This window comes from Rhodococcus sp. ARP2, assembly GCF_001029585.1.
GTDB lineage: Bacteria > Actinomycetota > Actinomycetes > Mycobacteriales > Mycobacteriaceae > Rhodococcus_F > Rhodococcus_F erythropolis.
The window spans coordinates 77,097-98,015 of record NZ_LEKE01000031.1 but is presented as its reverse complement, the minus strand read 5'-3'; the positions used below and the strand labels follow the sequence as shown (position 1 = coordinate 98,015).

Sequence of the window (20,919 nt, the reverse complement as noted above, 5' to 3'; positions counted from 1 at the left end):
CGCGAATGAACAAGACACACAGGGGATTGCATCCTCGCGTCAAGGTGGACGAATACACCTCGAAAGGGTGGTGGTCCGACGAGACGATCGATCACGTGTTCCGGGTGCAGGTGCGGACCCGAGGGGACGAGCTTGCCGTAGTTGATCCGGCGAACCGCAGCGAGTTGTCCGGCGGAGATCCACGACGCCTCAGTTGGAACGAACTGGAGAGCGAAGTCATCTCGCTCGCTGCGCGCTTCACCGAGGCAGGCTTGGGCCGGGGAGACGTTCTGGGCGTTCAGATGCCTAACACCGTCGAACTGGTCGAGGTCTACCTTGCAGCGTGGTCGCTGGGGATCGTGGTCTCACCCTTGCCCATGCAGTACCGCGAACGTGAAGTGGAAGGAATGGCCAACCAGGCGGCGTTTGCAGCATTTGTCACCGTGCCCAGCTTCGGCGACAGATTCCCGGCTACGGAGATCGCTGCAATCAGATCCCGGATTGCCTCTCTGAGATCGGTATTCGTCTACGCTCCCGAATCAGAGCTTCCGGCTGAGCTTCCCACCGGCGTCGTGGGGCTGAGTCCTCGCGCAGCCACCGAATCGCAGCGAAGTGCTCTGGACAGACGAAACACCGAAGATCCGAACGACCCCAACGACGCGATGACGATCTGTTGGACCTCCGGAACCGAAAGCGAGCCGAAGGGGGTCCCACGTTCGCACTACGAGTGGCTGGCCATCTGCTGGGCCACGATCGATGCTCCCGACATCGTCGTCGACGACGTCCTGCTTAACCCGTTCCCGATGGTCAACATGGCCGGAATCAACGGAATGTTCCTGCCCTGGCTCCGCACGGGATGTGTACTGGTACAGCACCACCCGTTCGACCTTCGAGTGTTCCTCGGACAGATCGAGGCCGAGCGGGTGACATACACGGTAGCGCCGCCTGCTCTGTTGTGGATGCTGCTTGCCGACGAGTCGATGCTCGCGGCGGTCGATCTGTCGAGCTTGACGCGGATCGGTTCGGGTTCTGTGCCACTGCAACCTCCGATGGTGCGGGGATGGCAGGAGCGATATGGAATCGGAGTCATCAACTTCTTCGGATCCAACGAAGGCATCAGTCTGCTCTCCTCGCCTGCGGACATGCCGGATCCGGACGACCGCGCACGGTACTTCCCTCGTTTCGGTGTCGAGAACTTTCGCTGGAGCACCAGGATCTCGGACTGGATGGACGTTCGCTTGGTCGACGTGGTCACTGGCGAGGACATCACGGAAGTCGGGCACCCGGGTGAGTTGCGAATCAGCGGACCGACGGTCTTTGCCGGCTATCTCGGCGATCGGCCGTCACCGTTCGACGAGCGCGGATTCCTGTGCACCGGAGATATCTTCGAGATTGCCGGTGATCACGGACAATTCCTCCGCTACCTGGATCGCGGCAAGGACCTGGTGATCCGCGGTGGAATGAACATCGCTCCGGCCGAATTGGAGGGGTTGATCGCCGAGCATCCGGCCGTCGCGGACGTGGCCGTCATCGGCGACCCCGACGAAGTGCTCGGTGAGCGCGTCGCAGCAGTGGTGACACTTCGACCCGAGACGGAACTCGAACTCGATGCTCTGGTTGCGTTCCTGAAGGACAAGCGCATCGCGTCGTACAAACTTCCCGAGCGGCTGGAGATTCGGAAAGAACTGCCGCGCAATTCGACCGGAAAGATCCTCAAGCGTGAGCTTCGACAGAAGAGTGTGGCATGAGTGTGATGAACGACAGTGACAAGCTTGCGTTGGCGCGTGAGATGTTCCAGGCGTGGGACGTCATGGACTGGGCACGCGTCGTCGACCTGTTCGCCGAAGACGGTGTGCTCCACAGCGTGATGCAGGAACCTCTTGTCGGCAAGGAGGCTGTAGCGGGCCGAATTGCATTGCTGGCAAGTAAGTGTGAACGGATCACCCTGAAGATCGAGTCGCTCGGCGTGATCGACGGCAGGGTTTTTGTACAGCGAGTGGACGATTTCCACTTCGACGGGACCCACGGCGTCGTTCCTGTTGTCGGAATCCTCAGCATGGCAGACGGGCTGGTCACAGAGTGGCTCGAGTACTACGACCGTCCGACACTCTTGAAGGGAATGGGTCTTGTCTCCGATTTCGAATAGCGGGATTTCGAAAAGCGGGATTTCGAGGAGCCGACTGCCGACGATCGACATCTCCTTGGGTTTGTGGCAGGACCGTCCGCCACGGGAGGTGACCACTACTGCACGCCTCGCCGACAAACTGGGGTTCGGCCGAGTGTGGGTGGGGGAGATGGCGACGTACGACGCCTTTGCTCTGGCGACGTCAGTCGGCGCCGGCTTCGAGCACTCCGAGTTGGTGGTCGGCCCGCTCGCGGTGACGGTTCGTGATCCGGCGATGATCGCGATCGGGGCGGCGTCGGTAGCCGACCTGACCGGGCGTCACGTGTCGATAGCGTTGGGCACGTCCAGCGCTGTCGTGGTCGAAAAATGGCATGGGCGAAGCAGATCCGGGGCAGCACGTGCACTCGCGGAGTCCGCCCGCGGTGTGCGAGCGCTCATGAACGGCGAGCGGGGCGAAGTCGCCGGAACGGTGATGCGGACCAGCGGATATCGGCTGCGACTTCAGCCGCCGGGTGGGCGGCTGATCGTTGCAGCTTTCGGAGACAAGGCCCTTCGCGCCGCGGTGGAGTTGGGCGACGAACTGGTGCTCAATCTGGTCAGCCCGGAGCAAGCGGGGCGCCTGATCGCACGGTGCAAGGAAATCGCGGCTGAAATGGAAACGCCAATGCCCCAGGTGTCGGTTTGGGCGCCGGCGGCCGTGGCAACCGAAGGCCCAACTCAGATGTCGATCGATCAGCTCAGACGTGGGCTTGTGCCGTATCTCGCTGCCCCCGGGTACTCGGACATGTTCGTACGAGCAGGGTTTGCATCCGTGATCGAGGCAGCCAGGGCCGGGACCGCGCCTCGAGAGATCTTGAGTCAGGTCTCGGACGCGATGGTCGCGACAGTGGGAATCGTGGGAACCGCGGCCGATGCGCGCGAGCAACTCGAGGCGTATCGAGCGGTCGGTGTGGACACCGTCGTGGCCGTGCCTTCATCCACTGATTCGGATCCGGCCGGGCAAGTGACGATGGAACTTCTTGCCGAGATGGTATGACGAATCCCCGACGAACTTACTCTCAGGTAAGTTCGTCGGGGATATGTCGAATCGAAGGAGTTGCCGTGAGTGATCGTGTTCATGTCGAGGTAGTGCAGTCGGTGGCGTACGTGACGCTGAACCGGCCGGAGAAACTCAACGGTCTCGATCTGGACATGCTCGACGCGCTGGTGGACGCGGCCCGAACGATCAGAACTGATCGTTCGATCCGGGGCGTGGTTCTGCAAGGCGCGGGCGACGCATTCTCGGCCGGATTGGACTTCGCTTCTGCCGGCAAGCAGCCGAGCCGGATGGCCAAGGCCTTTGCGAAATTTCCCGGTCAGAAGACCAACCTCTTTCAACGCGCGTGCTGGGTGTGGCGCGAATTGCCCGTGCCGGTCATCGCGGTCGTTCACGGCCACTGCTTCGGCGGGGGACTGCAATTGGCGCTCGCCGCAGACTTTCGATTCACCACCCCTGATTGCACGTTCTCGGTGATGGAGGCGAAGTGGGGATTGATCCCCGACATGACCGGAACGGTCACGATGCGCGAACTCGCGGCGATGGACGTCGTGAAACGCCTCGCCATGACTGCTGAACTGTTCGATGGAAATCAGGCTCTCGAGTGGGGGTTCGTGAGCGGAGTAAGTGACAATCCGATCAAACCGGCACAGGAACTGTTGTCGCAGATCATGACTCGCTCGCCGGACGCCGTCGCAGCGACGAAGACGTTGCTGCACAAGACCTGGAACCGATCGCCACGCGGTGCGTTCTGGATCGAATCGCGGATCCAATTGGCGCTGATGAGAGGCAAGAACCACAAGATCGTACGCTCCGTGAATACTGCGAAGACGTTGCCGGAGTTCGCCATTCGAAAGTTCGGCTGACAAACTCCGGCATCGCGACGCCGTGGGGCGTTCTCATTCAGGTCGATTACACCATCAGATCTCGTCCGGATCGGTCCTTGATGAGCGTCGTGGCGACAAACGACACTGCGGCCAACAGGGCGAGATAGATCGAGATGGCAAGAGTGCCACCGGTCTTGCCGAGGAGCCATTGGGCGACGGTGGGAGCAAAGGCGCCGCCGAAAATGGTGCCGACGGCGTAGGAGATCGACGCGCCGCTGTAGCGGATCGAAGCTGGGAACAGTTCGGCGAACAATGCCGGTTGAGGTCCGTACGACAGTCCGAGTCCGACCGAGAACAGGATCATCGCCACGTAGATCCAGCCGAGATTGCCGGTGTCGATGAGGAGGAAGAACGGCACCGCGAAGAGGATCATTGCGAGGTTGCCGACGTTCATCACCGTGGTGCGGCCGCGCCGATCCGACCAGTAAGCGCCGATCATGGTGAAAACGCCCCACGTGACTGCACTTGCGAGCGTGGCAATCAGTAGTTCGGTCTTACCCAGGCCGTAGGTCTTGGTTGCGTACGCGACGATGAATCCGCCGATCACCATGTAGCCGTTGCCGTTTGTGCCGATGAAGGAGAGGGCCGCGAGTACGACCTGCTTCGGGTGTTTCTTGAACAGAGTTCGGATCGGCGTGTTGCTCTCGGTGCGGCGTTCCTTGAGTTCGGCGAACACGGGTGACTCGCTGACCTTGCTTCGAATGTAGAAGCCGACGCCGATCAACACGACGCTGAGCAGGAACGGCACTCGCCATCCCCAGGTGGTGAACTGTTCGTCCGTGAGGGTGAACGTGCACAGTGCCAAAACGCCGGTGGCGAGCAACATTCCGAGCGGTACGCCCATCTGGACGAACGCTCCGAAGAATCCTCGACGCTTGGTGGGTGCGTGTTCGACGGCAAGAAGAGCAGCCCCACCCCATTCGCCGCCCGTCGAGAATCCCTGCACGATTCTGAGAAGGATCAACAGGATCGGCGCCCAGATCCCGATCGAGGCATACGTCGGCAGCGCGCCGATGAGAACCGTCGCGGCCCCCATCATCGCCAACGTCGCGACCAGGACACGTTTACGGCCGAGTCTGTCGCCGAGATATCCGGCCACGATGGCGCCGAGAGGACGGAAGACAAAGCTGATGCCGACCGTGACGTAGGAGACGATCTGGCCTGCCGAGCCCATCGGCTTGAAGAACAGGTCGGCAAAGATCAGGGCTGCGGCTTGGGCGTAGATGAAGAAGTCGTACCACTCGACGGTGGTGCCGACCATCGACGCCATCGCGGCGCGGTCGTACTCCTTCGCGGCGGGCTTGGTGCCAGTTCTGGTTGTGGTCATCGAGCTACTTTCTGCCAGTCACGTGGTTCACCGGCGCGGTGAACTGCGAAGTCGGAACAGGGGAGAAACGCTGTTCGATCTGCGACGTTGCCGGTGTGCTCGGTGCATGCTTTTGGCTGACTCGGAGCGTTCCTGCGCGATCTCATTGTCGATATTGGCAACCGAATGATCGGTAGGTAATGAATTATGCAGAAGTGTGAGCGTCAACACAAGGGGTGCTGGAAAGGTCTGATTATCTGGTTCAGAGCATGCGAGAAATCAGTTGCTCAGGTGTGGAGCGACGCGGCGATCCGCAGATCGATTTCCCTGGCGCTGAGCAGATGGTCGAGGACGAGAACCGCACAACCGAGGATCCCGGATTGTGCGCCGTGGCTGACCGAAGCGATCTGAAGCTTTCGGGTGGCAAGCGCCGTTGCGTTGCCGTAGACGGACTCCCGAAGTCCGGCGAGGAAGAGCTCGTCTGCCTCGGCCATGTCGCCGCCGATGATCAGGACCTCGGGATTGAGGAGGTTTACCGCGCCGGAAATGACGTCGCCGATAAGTCGGCCGCTGCTTCTGATGAGCCGGCGGGCTTCACTGTCGCCGTCCAGGGCGAGGCGGACAACGTCACGCACGTGCCCGACGCTTCGGCCCTGATCTCGGAGGGCGTGCACGAGAGCCCAACCGCTGGCGACGGTTTCGACGCAGCCGACATCGCCGCAGCGACACTTCATGCCCCGCGCTGCAGCGGTTTTGGTATGCCCGATCTCGCCGGACGCTCCGAGTGAACCGCGTTGGAGGATTCCGCCCATGACGATTCCTGCGCCGAGGCCGGTTGACGCCTTGATCATCAGGAGGTTGGGCGCACTCTCGCGTCGTTCGCTCAATTCGGCCAGGGCCATCACGTTGGCATCGTTGTCGGCAAACAGTGGCGCCGTGGTCACCGATGTCAGATAGGGGGCAAGAGCGACGCCGTCCCATCCCGCCATCATCGGAGAGTCGAGGCTCGCTCCCGCGGCGACGTCGACCGTTCCGGGAATGCTCAGTCCGATTCCGATGACCTCGGTAGGCGCGCGGTGGACCTGGGCCAGTAGTGACGAAAGATGCTCGGCAATTTCGGGCATCAGTTCGTCGGGGCCGACCCCGACCGACTTGTCGATGTCTTCTGCCGCGAGGATCGTGCCCGCCAGGTCGGTGACGGCAAGTTGTGCCCGCGATCGACCGATTGCCACGACGAGAACCACGCCGGACGAGTTCGCGAAGGTGAGAGTGGACGGCGGCCGGCCGCCCGTCGACGGGCCCTCGTCGTCATCGGCGATCAAACCAAGCGATTGAAGTGCTGCAACCCTGGCCGATACCGCCGTCCTGGACAGGCCGGTGAGCTTCCCGATCTCGCTGCGCGTGGTCGCGGAACCGCTGCGTATCAGCGTGAATACCTCTCCCGCGGTAGCCGGAGTCGTGGACGGTCGGGTCATTGTCCTATTCAAGCATTCCTCGTCGGTAACTTCAGCGTGCGAAAGTTGGCATACTTTGTCCACAAAAAGACGTAAGTAGGTCTTGTGAAAAAGCAGAAGTAGGCATAGTCTGTGTCTTGACTCACTGCCACGGGCGTCCGAGGAGACGAGTCGCAGTTTCTGTGAAGCAGGGCGCATAAACAGGGGAGAACCTGATGAGCCGCACCGATACACAAGAGATCGTCGAGTTCGCACGTAAGTGGCAGCAGTTCGACGGTGGACCTGACGAAGAGATCTTTGTAACCTTCGGCCTCGCCCCGGACGAGTATTTCCGCAGGCTGCAGGCAATTCTCGACGACGGCGTCGTAGCGCTGACTCCGCCGGTCACCGGCGAACTCGCAACGGTCTGTGCACATCGACTCGGCCAATCGGCCAGGCGTCGATAAGCCCGACCCGGCGTCAGCCCAGAGTCACCCGAATCCGTTTCACCCGAGTAAGGAATTGAGGTCGCCATCATGCACAAGCACCTTCCGATGCCGTACCCGACCGCCGAAGTGTGGGACTGGCAGCTGCAGGGAGCGTGCCGTGGGCACGATTCCGCGGTGTACTTCCACCCGGACGGCGAGCGTGGACACGCTCGCGAGAACCGTGAACGCAACGCCAAGAAGGTCTGCGCGACGTGCCCCGTGCTCCAGCAGTGCCGCGAACACGCACTCTCCGTCCACGAGCCGTACGGCATCTGGGGTGGAATGACGGAGACCGAGCGCGCAGAATATGTGCGATCGCTGCGTAAGCGCAGCAACCGGATGCCCGCGGTCGCCAACGCGAGCTGACGGTCCTTCGGAAAGGACGCCAGTGTGACCCTCGTAGCCGGTATCGATTCGTCTACCCAGTCGTGCAAAGTCATTGTCCGTGATGCCGATTCGGGAGAACTGGTACGAGAAGGACGGGCGGCCCATCCCGTCGGTACCGAGATAGATCCGACATGCTGGCTCGAGGCGATGGACAATGCAATCGCCGCGGCGGGTGGGCTCGGCGACGTCGCAGCGGTATCCGTCGGAGCTCAACAGCACGGCATGGTGTGTCTGGGCAGCGGCGGCGAGGTCGTCAGGCCGGCGCTGCTGTGGAACGACACTCGTTCGGCGAAGGCTGCGACGGATCTGGTCGAAGAACTCGGCGGATCGAAGGCGTGGGCCGACGCGGTTGGCGTAGTTCCGGTCGCCGCGGTCACGGCAAGCAAGCTTCGATGGCTCGCAGATCACGAGCCAGGCAACGCCGATCGCACTGCCGCGGTGTGTCTTCCGCATGACTGGCTGTCCTGGAAATTGGGCGGGTCCGGTTCAATCGAGGAGCTCGCCACAGACGCGGGCGACGCAAGTGGAACCGGCTATTACGCTGCCTCGACGCGCGAATACCGTACCGACTTGCTGGCGTTGGCATTTCGCGATCGCACCCCCCATGTTCCCCGAGTTGCATCGCCGAACGAAAAGATCGGAAGCACTGGCTCCGGGGGAATCATCGGACCGGGTACGGGTGACAATGCCGCAGCCGCACTGGGTTTGGGAGCAGTCCCCGGTGACGTGATCATCTCGATCGGAACATCCGGCGTCGTGTCGGCTGTATCGGCCACCCCCACACACGATCCCAGTGGAAACGTGGCAGGATTCGCGGACGCAACCGGCCTGCACCTGCCGCTGGTGTGCACTCTCAACGGCGCGCGCATTCTTGATGCGACAGCGTCCATTCTCGGTGTCGATCACGCCGAACTGTCCCGGTTGGCGCTGACCGCGCCCCTCGGAAACGACGGGCTGGTCATGATTCCGTACTTCGAGGGCGAGCGGACGCCCAACCGCCCCGACGCCACGGGAGCGATGCACGGTTTCCGGCTGCAGAACTCGACGCCGGCGCATTTCGCGCGCGCCGCAGTCGAAGGGCTCCTGTGCGGCTTGGCCGACGGCGTCGACGATCTGGTTCGTCAGGGCGTCGAGGTGAAGCGAGTTCTCCTCGTCGGAGGCGGAGCGAAGTCTCGCGCTCTCTGTGAGATTGCGCCGGCAATTCTCGGAGTGCCGGTCGTAATCCCTGCTCCGGGTGAGTACGTCGCCGAAGGGGCATGCAGGCAAGCAGCATGGGCACTGTCCGGGGACACGCGGCCGCCGGTGTGGCCGAAACCGGAAGAGCGACGATTCGACGCCGAACCAGCTCCCCACGTGCGCGAGCGCTACGCGTCGTTGCGCGAACTCACCGAAGGCGTCTGAGCGCTCCCTACAGAAGCCCGAACTTCCGCACTGCGTCGAGTAGCGCGTGTGGGCGTTCGGTCGTCGGCAGGGGATCGACGAGTGCGAACTGGCAACCGACGTCTCGGGCCGCGCCGTCGGCGACATCACTGTCTCCGATCATCAGGGTCTGCGCCGCATCCACATCCAGCTGTGCCAGGGCGTATTCGAAGATCGCGGGTTCCGGTTTGACTGCACCCACCTCGAACGACAGGACGAACTCGTCGACCCAGACGTCCCAGCCGCGGTCGACGAACGCCGGACGGATGTCGAAGGCGATGTTGCTCAAGACGGCAGTGCGTACACCCTTCTCCGACAATGACTTAAGGACCTCACCGGTATCCGGGTACGGCGACCACTGGTCCGGATCGACCAGCAGCGCGTAGAAGGCTTCGGCCCGAACCGGATCCGGCACTCCGGACTTGCTCAACACGTCGAGGTACGCCTGACGATGCAACTTCGGATCCCGGTCGCGGTTCTCCCACGCGTAGATCCCGGCTTCGTCCATCTCGACGGTTCTGCCCACCGGCGCGGTCATCCGACGCATCAACTCGGCTTGAGCGTGCACGTCGAGCGGATCGCCTTGGTGATCGACGAGGTGCTCGGTCCAATCGTCGCTCTCCTCCAAACGGAAGAGGGTTCCGGAGAAATCGAACAGCGTCGCGGCGATATGTCCGTCTTGATGGGCCGTGCTGTCAGTGTTCACCTCGACAGGTTATCGGCGTCCGCTTTCCGATGCTTGATGTGAGCCAGTGCACGCGTACTTTGAGAGAGCACATTTTCCGAGGTTCCCCCGACGGGCACGATTTCGATGCCCCGGATGAACCGTATGACGAGGGGGATCCTCCGTGTCCGACCACGCGAATACACCAGACCTGACGAAGCCGTCCGGCGAAGACCCCCACCTCTCACGTCAGCTGTCCAACCGGCATATCCAGCTGATCGCCATTGGTGGTGCCATCGGCACCGGACTGTTCATGGGATCGGGCAAGACGATCTCGCTTGCCGGGCCCTCCGTGATCTTCGTGTACATGATCATCGGCTTCATGCTCTTCTTCGTCATGCGGGCGATGGGGGAGTTGCTGCTCTCGAACATGGCGTACAAGTCGTTCTCCGACTTCGCCGCGGATCTGCTGGGCCCCTGGGCGGGATTCTTCACCGGCTGGACCTACTGGTTCTGCTGGATCGTCACCGGCATCGCGGACGTCATCGCGATTTCCGGATACTTCAAATACTGGTGGCCAGGTCTCGCGGCATGGATACCTGCTTTGCTGACGATCGCGGCGCTGCTGCTCCTCAATCTCCCGACCGTTCGCGCCTTCGGTGAAACCGAGTTCTGGTTCGCGCTGATCAAGATCGTCGCCATCGTCAGCCTGATCATCGTCGGCATCGTCATGGTCGTCTCCGGGTTCACGGCGCCGAACGGTGCCACCTCGGGTATCGACAACCTCTGGAACGACGGCGGCATGTTCCCGACCGGATTCATGGGCTTCGTGGCCGGCTTCCAGATCGCCGTGTTCGCCTTCGTGGGAATCGAGCTCGTCGGCACGACAGCAGCCGAGGCGAAGGACCCGGAGAAGAACCTGCCGAAGGCCATCAACTCCATCCCCATTCGTGTCCTGCTGTTCTACGTCGTTGCACTGACCGTGATCATCGCGGTGACTCCGTGGCGCGAAATCAGCGCTGACAAGAGTCCGTTCGTCGCCATGTTCACGCTCGCCGGCCTCGGCATCGCTGCATCTGTCATCAACTTCGTCGTGCTGACCTCCGCTGCATCTTCGGCCAACTCGGGTATCTACTCCACCTCGCGCATGGTGTTCGGCCTTGCACAGGAGGGCGACGCACCGCGGGCACTCGGCAAGCTGAACTCGCGCAAGGTCCCCGCGAACGCCCTGATGTTTTCCTGCATCTTCTTGCTGGCGTCGCTGATCCTGCTGTTCTCGGGCGATTCCGTAATCGAGGCCTTCACCGTCGTCACGACCATCTCGGCGCTGCTGTTCATGTTCGTGTGGACGATCATTCTGGCGAGCTACATGGTGTACCGGAAGCGTCGTCCGCACCTGCACGAGGCGTCGAAGTTCAAGATGCCCGGCGGCATCGTGATGTGCTGGGTCGTGCTCGCGTTCTTCGTCTTCATCCTCTGGGCGCTGACAACCAAGGACGACACCCTGCAGGCACTTGTCGTCACGCCGATCTGGTTCGTGGTTCTGGGAATCGCGTGGGCGATCATTCGTCGCCGACCCGCTCACCGGGCACGATACGACGCATTCAAGTCAGAACTGGACGCCAGCCGACAGAACGGCGAGAAATAGTTTTGGTCAAGATCGGGTAACGGTGGCGGCCGCCTTGATCAAACTGTTACATTCTTCGGCAGACAGAGGAGCGGGCTTCATCAGAAGGACGCTGCACGCCGACGACTGACGGAGTACACACTGTGGGAAACCACCACCGCACGGGCAATGACGATGTTGTCTTCGAGATCGATCCCGAGGCAGCAAGCGGCCGCCACCGCACCCCGTCGGCTGGCCCTGGTGCCGGTGTCAAGGCGGGTGTCGTAGCTGCGGCTACCGGTGCACTCCTCGTCGGTGTAGGCCAGATGGGTGCAGGAACCGCTGCTGCGGCGCCGGCAACACAGACCATCGCCGGCATCGAAATCCCGCAGGGTCTGCTCCCCGAGGGCGTTGTCGTTCCGGCTGAATTGGCGGCACTTCCCGCTCTCGACATTCCCGAGCTTCCCGATTTTGCTGCCGATCTCAACACGCAGGCACAGCAGTTCCTCGCGGGGATCAACCCCGGCACCTCTGCTCGCACCGTGCAGCCGGTGTCCGGAACGCTGACCTCCACCTTCGGTTCGCGCTGGGGAGCACACCACGGCGGTCTCGACATCGCGGCTCCGATCGGTACGCCGATTCTGGCTGCAGCAGACGGCCAGGTCATCGACGCCGGCCCGGCGTCAGGTTTCGGCCTCTGGGTTCGCGTCCAGCACGACGACGGCACGGTCACCACGTACGGCCACGTCAACGACTACCAGGTCAACGTCGGCCAGCGCGTCAATGCTGGCCAGCAGATCGCCACAGTGGGTAACCGTGGCCAGTCCACCGGCCCGCACCTGCACTTCGAGGTTGCCGAGAACGGCGCAAAGGTCGACCCCGCAGCGTGGCTGCAGGCTCGCGGCGTGGCTGTCACCTGGGTAGACAACTCGTAAGAGAAACTTTCGGAGAACTGCGGTGGCGTCGGGAAATTCTTCCTGGTGCCACCGCAGTTCTCGTTTGTCGGTGACACCGGCCGGATAGCCTTCAGTGACGTTGATCGTCGAAGGGGGAATGCGCGATGGGTGCAGAAGTCACGGCGCGAGAATTCACGCGGGCGGACCGTAGGCTCTTTCGCAAGAAAGTGCGGTCTTGCGTCGACGCCATGAAGCAGATGCTCGATGGTGGTGACTTCCGAGACGCCGTCGACAAGCCGGCGCCGCTGCTGGGCATGGAGATCGAATTCAACCTGGTGAACGGGGACATGGCTCCTGCGATGTCCAACCGGGAAGTGCTCGAATCCATCGACGACGCTGCGGTTTTCCAAACCGAGCTCGGACAGTTCAACGTCGAGATGAACGTTGAACCCGGCCCACTCACCGGTGATGCAACTTTCGAATTGGAAAAGAAACTGCGCGCCTCCCTCGACGTCGCAGACGCGCGAATCCATGCGCACGACGCCGAGATGGTGATGATCGGGATGCTGCCGACCCTGCAACTCGAGCATCTCGATCGAGAGTGGATCACCGCGAACCCGCGCTACGAATTGCTCAACGAGCAAATTTTCACCGCTCGAGGCGAGGACATCGAACTCGACGTCGAAGGCGTCGCGCTACCTGGCAGCGACGTGGAAATCCTTCGGGCCGATACCAATTCGGTAGTCCCGGAGGCGGCATGTACGTCCATGCAGTTGCATCTTCGCGTTGCGCCGGAAGAGTTTGCCGCGCATTGGAATGCCGCGCAGTGTCTGGCCGGCGTACAGGTGGCGTTGGCGGCTAATTCTCCTTTCCTGGCAGGCAAGGCACTCTGGCACGAATCGCGCATCCCGATCTTCGAGCAGGCCACGGACACAAGAACTTTCGAGCTGAAGAACCAAGGTGTGCGGCCGCGGGTGTGGTTCGGTGAGCGGTGGATCCACTCAGTGCTCGACTTGTTCGAAGAGAACTCGCGGTACTTCCCGGCCCTGCTGCCTGACGTGTCGGACATCGATCCACTGGAAGTGCTCGCGGCGGGCGGGGTTCCGGAGTTGAGCGAGCTTCAGATGCACAACGGCACGGTCTATCGCTGGAATCGTCCGGTGTACGACTGCTCGGATGGCAAGCCGCACTTGCGTATCGAGAATCGAGTGCTGCCGGCCGGACCGACTGTCGTCGACATCATGGCCAATGCGGCCTTCTATTACGGCACAGTTCGGGCGCTGGTGAACGCGGAGCGGCCACTGTGGTCGCACATGTCGTTCCATGCGGCAGAAGAGAACCTGCACATCGGCGCCAAGTACGGACTCGACGCAACCTTGTACTGGCCGGAGATCGGTTGGGTCGGTGCCGACGAGTTGGTCCTGCGAAGGCTGCTGCCGTTGGCGGACGAGGGTTTGGCGGACTTTGGATTGTCCGCCGCGGCCCGCGATCGGTATCTCGGCGTCATCGAGGGGCGGTGCCTGAATCGGCAGACCGGTGCCGCCTGGCAACGAGAGCACGTGGCGCGCGCGGAGGCCTCGGGCGCGGACCGCTCGACTGCGCTCACCGGAATGCTCCGCGGTTACGTCGAGAACATGCGGGCGGGAGATCCCGTTCACACCTGGCCCTGATTGCTCTGCTAATTCTCCTATCCGTCAACAGTTTCGGGGACCTAAGTCCCCGAAATGAAGAGGGGGCGACCCCAAAAAAGCCGGACAAGTGGGATGGTTAGAGTGAAAGTGGCTCGGTTACTTCTTCAGGAAGGTGGGCACATGAGTTCACGCGAACATAACAGTGTTGTTGTCGGAGTCGAGGGTTCGGACACTGCGTCCACTGCGCTCCGCGAGGCCGCGAAAATCGCCGCCCAGCGCGAATTGCGACTCGACATCATCCACGCTCTCGACTTCGCGCCTTACGGTTTCGGCGGACCGTACGTCGACGCGGGTGGGGTGTACGAATGGGTCGAAGAGGCGGGAAAAGCGATCTTGGCAGAGGCGGAACAATTCGCCCATGAGATCGATCCGAAACTCGAAGTTCACACCGAAATCGCCATCGGCAGCGCAACTCAGTGGTTGATCGAGAGTTCGGCGCAGGCCAGGCGGGTCGTTGTCGGAGCGTCCGCTTCGGGCAAGGCGGCGACGGCAGTTCTCGGTAATACAGCGGTCGGTGTTGCCAGTCACGGCAAGTGCCCGGTCATCGTCGTGCGGGACCGCGACGGCGCAGTGCCTTCGGAGGGACCCGTCGTGGTCGGCGTCGACGGCAGTGCGCTCAGCGCGCAAGCAGTGGGCGCGGCATTCGAGGAAGCAGCGTTCCGCGGCGCCGAGTTGGTGGCGCTGCACGTGTGGAGTGACCTCGGCAGCGCGGCATTCGAAGACCCGAGGGCAGCTGCGCTTGCCCCGCAGTCTCTCGAAGAGGAAGAGCACGCAGTACTCAGCGAGAGCTTGGCCGGTTGGTCCGAGCAGTACCCGGACGTGAAGGTCCGGCGCGAGGTATACCTCGACAACCCACGAGGACGGCTGCTCGACTGGTCGGCAAAAGCGCAGCTTGTTGTAGTCGGCAGCCGTGGCCGTGGTGGATTCCGTGGCATGCTCCTCGGCTCGACCAGCAATACTCTGATCGCTTCGGCCAAGTGCCCCGTCATGGTGGTTCGCCCCGAAGAATCCTGACCTCTCCAAGTTCTCCCGCTACCCCGTTCGTTTCGGTCATCGAATACGAACGGGGTAGTCACATGAATGCGGACTCATGTTCCGTAGTGTTCGATGTGAGTTAGGTGTTCGATGGGAGTACCAAGGCTGTGTGCGCGTCGCACACGGCGGCAATCGTCTGGATTGGGGTTACAACGTGCGTATCGGTATGGGTTTGAACTACAGCGGCGGGTTCGCCGAAACCGTCGAAGAGGTCGGTGACCTGGAGAAGGCGGGCCTGGACATCGCCTTCGTTCCGGAAGCGTATTCCTTCGACGCGGTCAGCCAGCTCGGTTACCTGGCGGCCAAGACGTCGACCATCGAACTCGCTTCGGGAATCTTCCAGATCTACACCCGTACGCCCTCGTTGACCGCCATGACGGCAGCGGGCCTGGACTTCGTCTCCAACGGTCGCTTCGTTATGGGCCTGGGTGCTTCCGGACCGCAGGTGATCGAGGGATTCCACGGCGTCAAGTACGACGCTCCGTTGGGACGCACGCGTGAGGTCGTCGAGATCTGCCGTCAGGTGTGGCGCCGCGAGAAGGTCGAATACCAGGGCAAGTACTACCAGGTTCCGCTCCCCGCCGAGAAGGGCACCGGACTGGGCAAGCCGCTCAAGCTGATCAATCATCCTGTGCGTGAGCGCATCCCGATCCTGATCGCTTCGCTCGGACCCAAGAACGTCGAACTGACGGCTGAGATCGCCGAAGGCTGGGAACCCATCTTCTTCCATCCGGAAAAGGCAGCAAGCGTATGGGGCGAGCCGATTGCGAAGGGCAAGGCCAAGCGCGATCCGAGCCTCGGCGAGCTTCAGGTGTACGCGTCGCCGGCCCTGGCCATCGGTGACGACGTCGACCACATGCTCGACTGGGTACGCCCGAGCCTTGCGCTCTACATCGGCGGCATGGGCGCCAAGGGCAAGAACTTCTACAACGACCTCGCGGTGCGATACGGCTACGAAGAGGCCGCCGAGAAGATTCAGGATCTCTACCTCGCGGGCAAGAAGGACGAGGCCGCAGCAGCGGTCCCGGACGAGCTGGTTCGCGCCGTGTCGTTGATCGGTCCCGAGAGCTACGTCAAGGAACGCGTCGCAGCCTTCGCCGAAGCTGGCGTCACGACGCTCAACGTCACGCCGTTGGCGGCCGATCGCAACGGCCGTGTTCAGCTGATCGAGAAGTTCCGCAAGATTTGTGACTGACCCTGCCGTGCGCCTTTATTAACCGCCGGCGGTTAATAAAGGCGCACAGCAGAGCGGGTGATTCGGGATCTCTTGCGCACGAAACCCGATTTTCGGCGCTTTCATATGGGACTTTTTTCACTTCTGACCGGTCGGGTTCTTCGCCTAACGTGGATCGAGTAGCCAGGATTTGCGTGCGAATCCGGCACCGGTGGCCTCGTTGACGCCCGAAAGGGATGTTGGCGGGGCCGTTGCCGCAGTCCACCCGAACTCCGAATGTCCGATTCGGGACTCGCGTCGGCTGATGAATCCTTTTTGCCGTCATTGGGCAATAGTGTGAGGGCGAAGAGATTCTCTGGTCGATCGTGGAGGGACGAACATGAGTGCAACCAAACCCGTAGTCGTGGCAGTGGACGGCTCGGAATCGGCGTCGTCGGCTGTCGTCTGGGCCGCTCGAACGGCGGTGGCGCTCGGTCGTCCGCTGCACATTGCGACGGTGGTGCACATCCCCGCTTTCTACTACTCCGAGCCGTACCTCGCCGAGAGCTTCAAGGACGAACTTCGCCGCACTGCCACCGCTCGTCTGGACAGCGCGCAGATCCTCGCGCGGCAAAGCATCGACGACGACCTCGAGATCGTCACCGAACTACTCGACGGCAGCGTCTCCGATCGCCTGATCGAATTGTCCAAGGGCGCGTACATCATTGCGCTCGGGCCCCGCGGGCATGGTGAATTCACCGGATTGGTCGTCGGTTCCGCGACGGTGTCGGTGGTCTCGCACGGCGAATCTCCGGTGGCGGTAGTCCGGGGCCGGACGCTTGATGGTCGACCGCCGACCGAAGGTCCTGTCGTCGTCGGTGTCGATGGATCCGAAAGCAGCATCGAGGCAGTCGAGCATGCTTTCGAACAGGCATCCGCTCGGGGTGCAACATTGATCGCCGTCAACGTGTGGAGCGATGTGAGCGTGCAGCCCTCCCTGGGCGCCACCCCCGACGATCCACTGTGGAGCAGCATCCAGACAGGTGAGGAAGTTGTCCTTGCCGAGCAATTGGCTGGTTTCACCGAGCGCTACCCGGACGTCGTCGTCGAGAGAGTCGTCGCGCGTGACCGTCCGGTCCGAGTGCTGAGCGAATACGCGGAGACGGCGCAATTGATCGTCGTCGGCAGCCGTGGGCGCGGCGGATTCGCGGGAATGCTCCTCGGATCGACCAGTCGGGCACTGCTCCATACTGCGGATTGCCCGGTTCTCATCGTCCGGCACGTCAACAAGTGAAGAGAATGCATTCAATGACTTTTGAGTCCACCATCTCCGGTACCGTTCGACGTGAGATGTCTTTTGGAGGGGTTCGATGACAACGCGGATATTCCTGGTCGACGATCACGAGATCGTCAGACGCGGATTGTTCGACCTACTCGGCGGGGTCGAAGACTTCGTGGTGGTGGGTGAGGCCGCATCCGTGGGAGAAGCATTGGCTGCGGTACCGCAGAGTAATGCCGACGTCGCGGTTCTGGACGTACGGCTGCCGGACGGCAACGGCGTCGAACTGTGCCGCGAACTGCGCTCGATGCTGCCCAACCTGCGCTGCCTGATGCTCACGTCGTACGCGGACGACGAGGCACTACTCGACGCGATCATGGCGGGCGCTTCGGGATTTGTCCTCAAACAGATTCTCGGAACCGATCTGGTCGCTGCGGTCCGCACAGTCGGGCGCGGCGGTTCACTGCTCGACAGTCGGGCGACGGAGGCGCTGATGCAGCGGATCCGTAGCGACCGCACCGCTGATCCGTTGGCCGAACTTTCCGATCAGGAGCGAGCAGTCTTCGACCTCATCGGAGAGGGACTCACCAACCGGGAGATCGGCGCGCGATTGTTCCTCGCGGAGAAGACAGTCAAGAACTACGTGACGCGTCTGCTCTCGAAGCTGGGCATGCAGCGTCGTACTCAGGCTGCGGTGCTGGCCACCGAAATCCGCAGCGGCAGTCGATAGGTCTACCGACCGGACTTCGGTCGATTCGAGTTGGTGCGCCCGAGCGGTACTCGCCAGAGCAGGCGTGCACCGCTCGGATTGTGGTTGACGATCGTGCACGTACCGCCGCAATGTTCGGCACGGCGCTCGAGATTGTGAAGTCCACTCTTGTGGAAGTCGGAGGGGAGTCCGACGCCGTCGTCTTCGATCGTGATCGCAAATTCGACGTCCGCGGTGACTGCGATGGTGATGTGGTGTGCGTGTGCATGCCGAAGGACGTTGCTCAGCCCCTCACGCAGCACAGCTTCGGCGTGCTGGTGGATCCCGGGATTCACCAGAGTGTCGATGGCGCCGGAGAATTGGACGCTGGGGGTCACGGCGGACTGTGCGGTGGCGTCGCCGATGACATCGAGGAGGCGTCGGCGCAGGCTCGACGAATCGGTGGCTGTGGGAGTCTGCAGATCGAAGATGGTTGTCCGAATCTCGCGGACTGTCTTGTCGAGTTGTTCGAGGGATCGTTTGACAATCGCGCGCGCCGACTCCGGGAGGGTCTCGTCCGGAAGCGTGCTCTGCAGGCTCATTCCGCTCGCGAACAGTCGCTGGATGACGTTGTCGTGCAGGTCTCGTGCGATGCGGTCGCGGTCGGCGAGAACCGACAACAGGCGTTGCGCCTTTTGTTTCTCGTCGAACTCGATTGCAACGGAGCCGAGTTCGGCCATCGACTCGATTCGGGTCAGTTCGTCGTGATCCCAGTGCGTGTTGGTCGAGTTCGACGCCACGATGACCGCGCCGACTACACCCGAGGCGACGCACATCGGTGCCACGACCGCACTTCCGGCCGACGGCACCAGTTCGGTGAGTGCACCTAAAGTGGTGAGTACCTGTAGCTTTCGAGTGCTCCGCACCACGTCGAACGGATAGGTCGTCGCTGGAATTCTGACTCCACGTGACGTGGTTCTGGCGCTGGCTGCAGCGTGAACCTGTGCGTATCCGTTCTCGCAGATCACCACGATCACGTCGTCGACGCCGGTCAGGTCCCGAACGCGACTGGCAAGAAGTTGCAGGCCGTCTTCGAGCGAGTCACCGGCCAGCAACCGCGAGCGAATGGCAGATGTTGCGGTGAGCCATCTTTCACGAGTTCGTGACTGCTCGAACAGCCGGGCGTTTTCCACAGCGATGCCGGCTGCGATGGCGAGGGCCTCGAGAATGACCTCGTCTTCTTGGGTGAACTCGGCTTTTCCGCGCTTCTCAGTCAGGTAGATGCTTCCGAACACCTTTCCTCGCATCATGATCGGCGCCCCGAGGAAACTCTCCATCGGTGGATGATTTGCGGGGAATCCCACCGATTCGGGATGGTCGCCGAGATGCGCCACACGCAAAGTCTGCGGGTGATTCATCAGAACACCCAGAACGCCATGACCTTCGGGGAAATGCCCCATGGTCGCCCGTTGGGACCCGGAGATTCCCTCGTACACGAATTCCGAGAGCCCGCCCCCCGGCGCCGCAACCCCCAGGGCGCCGTAGCGGCAATCCAGAACCGTTGTCGCAGAGGTGATGATCCGTTGGAGAGTCAGGTCGAGATCCAGACCTGAACCGACCACCAGGACCGCCTCGAGCAGACGGTGGAGTGTCGGTATGTCTGCATTGGAATCGCCCAGGCGGTCGAGCAACTCGCCGAACGTGCGTGCCGGACTGTGACCCGATGCTTCGACCATGGTCGAAGCATATCGTCTCGCGGAACGTCAGCCCTCCTGACGGCGACCTTCCCACCACGACGACCAGTGATGCTTGATTTCGTCGAACTCGTCATCGCTCAGGTCGTAGGTGGTCAGCAGGATGGACATGCCTCCGTCTGGCCGCTGCGGAGTCACCGACTGGGTCGCGACAGAGAGTAGACCAGGGCCGAGATCTTCGACTGTCAACCCGAATTGGTGATCGGTGACGTAGTCGACGACGCCTTCGAAATAGTCGCCGGGAGCGATTGTCGCCGCGTACCGACTTCCCGCTTCCAAACCGATTTCGGTGAGCCCGAGGACGGTTGCCGCATTCTCGCCAGGGAGTAGCAGGCCGTCGAGATAGATGGTTCTTCGCTCAGCGAGTCCGTGGTGCTCCACTGCGAATCTGAGCAACTGGAGGAACGTCGTCCATCCCTCGGTGATGTCGTCGTACCAGTCGTCGGCGGCGGATTTGGCCGGCCGATCGATGCGGACGACCGTCTTGCCGTCTTGTTCGAGAAGTGAGAAGCGGTCACCGTTTCCGAGTTTCAGCGTCAGTGCCTCGGGATCGGCCTCAGCGGTGGAGTAGATCTGGGCGATTTCGTCGTCGAGACCGTCGTACTCCCAGCCGAACCAACGACGAATCAGCGACGGGTCGCGCAGGGCGGGCCACAGAACGGACGGGGCTGCGACGATGGACACTTCGATCACGGTTTCGCTCACCCGGAAGACGGTACCGACTTCAACCCTTCATGGCGACGGTGAGCAGAAATGCAACGTCTTCGAGCGCTTCGACGCTGTGGCGGTCGGCCGGCACGGTGAGGAAATCACCGGTGGATCCTTTCCACTGGTCGCTCCCACACACAAGATTCAGCTTCCCGCTCAGGACCAACAGTGTGGCTTCGCCCGGACTGTCGTGTTCGGCGAGGCTCTTGCCGGCGCTCAGCGCGATCACCGTCTGTCGCAGGCTGCGCTGGTGGCCGCCGTAGACGGTTTGTGAACTGCGACCGCTGGTCGCCGAGCCCGCCAGTTTCAACTGTTGGCGAGCGAGAGCGGTCAGTGACTTCTTGTCCATCGAAGACCTCTCGGAAGCGGTGAATGTCGTTCTTGG

The 20,919-nt window shown here is 62.1% G+C and carries 20 protein-coding genes; 14 read left to right on the top strand and 6 right to left on the bottom strand.

What is annotated here, in order from left to right:
* Positions 1 to 5: 5 nt before the first annotated feature.
* The 4 genes from ABX74_RS07325 (at position 6) to ABX74_RS07310 (ending at position 4,006) form a co-directional block, all read left to right on the top strand.
* Entirely contained in the window at positions 6 to 1,727 is a 1,722-nt protein-coding gene (locus ABX74_RS07325) for a class I adenylate-forming enzyme family protein (protein ID WP_020908682.1), read from the top strand.
* Positions 1,724 to 2,125, top strand: a complete 402-nt coding sequence (locus ABX74_RS07320) for a nuclear transport factor 2 family protein (RefSeq protein WP_019744799.1) — start codon at positions 1,724 to 1,726, stop codon at positions 2,123 to 2,125. Before ABX74_RS07325 ends, ABX74_RS07320 begins: the two co-directional genes overlap by 4 nt.
* A 55-nt stretch (positions 2,126 to 2,180) precedes the next feature.
* The gene (locus ABX74_RS07315) at positions 2,181 to 3,140 is read left to right on the top strand and encodes an LLM class F420-dependent oxidoreductase (protein ID WP_019744798.1); all 960 of its coding nucleotides are present in this window, start codon (positions 2,181 to 2,183) and stop codon (positions 3,138 to 3,140) included.
* A gap of 65 nt (positions 3,141 to 3,205) precedes the next feature.
* Complete coding sequence (locus ABX74_RS07310) at positions 3,206 to 4,006, top strand: crotonase/enoyl-CoA hydratase family protein (RefSeq protein ID WP_047888507.1); 801 nt, start codon at positions 3,206 to 3,208, stop codon at positions 4,004 to 4,006.
* A 46-nt stretch (positions 4,007 to 4,052) separates the two neighbouring features.
* On the opposite strand, the gene ABX74_RS07305 is transcribed toward ABX74_RS07310, so the two are convergent.
* Positions 4,053 to 5,354, bottom strand: a complete 1,302-nt coding sequence (locus tag ABX74_RS07305; protein ID WP_047888506.1) for an MFS transporter — start codon at positions 5,352 to 5,354, stop codon at positions 4,053 to 4,055.
* Between the two features lie 266 nt (positions 5,355 to 5,620).
* On the bottom strand, positions 5,621 to 6,808 hold the full coding sequence (locus ABX74_RS07300) for an ROK family transcriptional regulator (protein ID WP_047888505.1): 1,188 nt from the start codon (positions 6,806 to 6,808) through the stop codon (positions 5,621 to 5,623).
* A 194-nt stretch (positions 6,809 to 7,002) separates the two neighbouring features.
* On the opposite strand from ABX74_RS07300, the gene ABX74_RS07295 reads away from it, so the two are divergent.
* From ABX74_RS07295 to xylB, 3 genes are all read left to right on the top strand, one after another.
* Positions 7,003 to 7,233, top strand: coding sequence for a DUF3263 domain-containing protein (locus tag ABX74_RS07295; protein WP_020970382.1), 231 nt, complete (start codon positions 7,003 to 7,005; stop codon positions 7,231 to 7,233).
* 69 nt (positions 7,234 to 7,302) lie between these two features.
* Entirely contained in the window at positions 7,303 to 7,620 is a 318-nt protein-coding gene (locus tag ABX74_RS07290; RefSeq protein WP_003946343.1) for a WhiB family transcriptional regulator, read from the top strand.
* Positions 7,621 to 7,644: 24 nt separating this feature from the next.
* Positions 7,645 to 9,042 carry a xylulokinase gene (gene xylB / locus ABX74_RS07285; protein WP_047888504.1) on the top strand — a complete coding sequence of 466 codons (1,398 nt, stop codon included), beginning with the start codon at positions 7,645 to 7,647 and terminating at the stop codon, positions 9,040 to 9,042.
* A gap of 7 nt (positions 9,043 to 9,049) precedes the next feature.
* On the opposite strand, the gene ABX74_RS07280 is transcribed toward xylB, so the two are convergent.
* Positions 9,050 to 9,766, bottom strand: coding sequence for an HAD family hydrolase (locus ABX74_RS07280; RefSeq protein ID WP_020908678.1), 717 nt, complete (start codon positions 9,764 to 9,766; stop codon positions 9,050 to 9,052).
* 142 nt (positions 9,767 to 9,908) lie between these two features.
* On the opposite strand from ABX74_RS07280, the gene cycA reads away from it, so the two are divergent.
* From cycA to ABX74_RS07245, 7 genes are all read left to right on the top strand, one after another.
* Positions 9,909 to 11,372, top strand: a complete 1,464-nt coding sequence (gene cycA / locus ABX74_RS07275) for a D-serine/D-alanine/glycine transporter (RefSeq protein ID WP_019744791.1) — start codon at positions 9,909 to 9,911, stop codon at positions 11,370 to 11,372.
* Positions 11,373 to 11,494: 122 nt separating this feature from the next.
* Positions 11,495 to 12,265 (top strand): M23 family metallopeptidase, encoded by a 771-nt coding sequence (locus tag ABX74_RS07270; RefSeq protein WP_047888503.1) that lies wholly within the window; start codon positions 11,495 to 11,497, stop codon positions 12,263 to 12,265.
* Between the two features lie 125 nt (positions 12,266 to 12,390).
* Positions 12,391 to 13,896 (top strand): glutamate-cysteine ligase family protein, encoded by a 1,506-nt coding sequence (locus tag ABX74_RS07265; RefSeq protein WP_047888502.1) that lies wholly within the window; start codon positions 12,391 to 12,393, stop codon positions 13,894 to 13,896.
* A gap of 141 nt (positions 13,897 to 14,037) precedes the next feature.
* Complete coding sequence (locus tag ABX74_RS07260) at positions 14,038 to 14,931, top strand: universal stress protein (RefSeq protein WP_019744789.1); 894 nt, start codon at positions 14,038 to 14,040, stop codon at positions 14,929 to 14,931.
* A 175-nt stretch (positions 14,932 to 15,106) separates the two neighbouring features.
* Positions 15,107 to 16,147 carry an LLM class F420-dependent oxidoreductase gene (locus ABX74_RS07255; RefSeq protein ID WP_007727670.1) on the top strand — a complete coding sequence of 347 codons (1,041 nt, stop codon included), beginning with the start codon at positions 15,107 to 15,109 and terminating at the stop codon, positions 16,145 to 16,147.
* A gap of 358 nt (positions 16,148 to 16,505) precedes the next feature.
* Positions 16,506 to 17,399 carry a universal stress protein gene (locus tag ABX74_RS07250; RefSeq protein ID WP_003946389.1) on the top strand — a complete coding sequence of 298 codons (894 nt, stop codon included), beginning with the start codon at positions 16,506 to 16,508 and terminating at the stop codon, positions 17,397 to 17,399.
* Between the two features lie 76 nt (positions 17,400 to 17,475).
* Positions 17,476 to 18,114 (top strand): response regulator, encoded by a 639-nt coding sequence (locus tag ABX74_RS07245; protein WP_019744786.1) that lies wholly within the window; start codon positions 17,476 to 17,478, stop codon positions 18,112 to 18,114.
* A 2-nt stretch (positions 18,115 to 18,116) separates the two neighbouring features.
* On the opposite strand, the gene ABX74_RS07240 is transcribed toward ABX74_RS07245, so the two are convergent.
* Genes ABX74_RS07240 through ABX74_RS07230 form a run of 3 tightly spaced genes read right to left on the bottom strand, consistent with a single transcriptional unit; the run spans position 18,117 to position 20,883 of the window.
* A complete protein-coding gene (locus ABX74_RS07240) occupies positions 18,117 to 19,808 on the bottom strand; it encodes a GAF domain-containing protein (RefSeq protein ID WP_047888501.1) in 1,692 nt (563 codons plus the stop codon).
* 27 nt (positions 19,809 to 19,835) lie between these two features.
* Positions 19,836 to 20,531: a hypothetical protein gene (locus ABX74_RS07235; RefSeq protein ID WP_047888500.1), complete on the bottom strand. Its 696-nt coding sequence runs from the start codon at positions 20,529 to 20,531 to the stop codon at positions 19,836 to 19,838.
* Between the two features lie 19 nt (positions 20,532 to 20,550).
* On the bottom strand, positions 20,551 to 20,883 hold the full coding sequence (locus ABX74_RS07230) for a cupin domain-containing protein (protein WP_003946336.1): 333 nt from the start codon (positions 20,881 to 20,883) through the stop codon (positions 20,551 to 20,553).
* Between the last annotated feature and the right edge of the window lie 36 nt (positions 20,884 to 20,919).

Bases quoted from the DNA above. Each gene is read 5' to 3' on its own strand.
- ABX74_RS07325 (WP_020908682.1), top strand. From the start codon at position 6: ATGAACAAGACACACAGGGGATTGCATCCTCGCGTCAAGGTGGACGAA.
- ABX74_RS07320 (WP_019744799.1), top strand. From the start codon at position 1,724: ATGAGTGTGATGAACGACAGTGACAAGCTTGCGTTGGCGCGTGAGATG.
- ABX74_RS07305 (WP_047888506.1), bottom strand. From the start codon at position 5,354: ATGACCACAACCAGAACTGGCACCAAGCCCGCCGCGAAGGAGTACGAC.
- ABX74_RS07300 (WP_047888505.1), bottom strand. From the start codon at position 6,808: ATGACCCGACCGTCCACGACTCCGGCTACCGCGGGAGAGGTATTCACG.
- ABX74_RS07295 (WP_020970382.1), top strand. From the start codon at position 7,003: ATGAGCCGCACCGATACACAAGAGATCGTCGAGTTCGCACGTAAGTGG.
- ABX74_RS07290 (WP_003946343.1), top strand. From the start codon at position 7,303: ATGCACAAGCACCTTCCGATGCCGTACCCGACCGCCGAAGTGTGGGAC.
- ABX74_RS07265 (WP_047888502.1), top strand. From the start codon at position 12,391: ATGGGTGCAGAAGTCACGGCGCGAGAATTCACGCGGGCGGACCGTAGG.
- ABX74_RS07260 (WP_019744789.1), top strand. From the start codon at position 14,038: ATGAGTTCACGCGAACATAACAGTGTTGTTGTCGGAGTCGAGGGTTCG.
- ABX74_RS07250 (WP_003946389.1), top strand. From the start codon at position 16,506: ATGAGTGCAACCAAACCCGTAGTCGTGGCAGTGGACGGCTCGGAATCG.
- ABX74_RS07245 (WP_019744786.1), top strand. From the start codon at position 17,476: ATGACAACGCGGATATTCCTGGTCGACGATCACGAGATCGTCAGACGC.
- ABX74_RS07240 (WP_047888501.1), bottom strand. From the start codon at position 19,808: ATGGTCGAAGCATCGGGTCACAGTCCGGCACGCACGTTCGGCGAGTTG.
- ABX74_RS07230 (WP_003946336.1), bottom strand. From the start codon at position 20,883: ATGGACAAGAAGTCACTGACCGCTCTCGCTCGCCAACAGTTGAAACTG.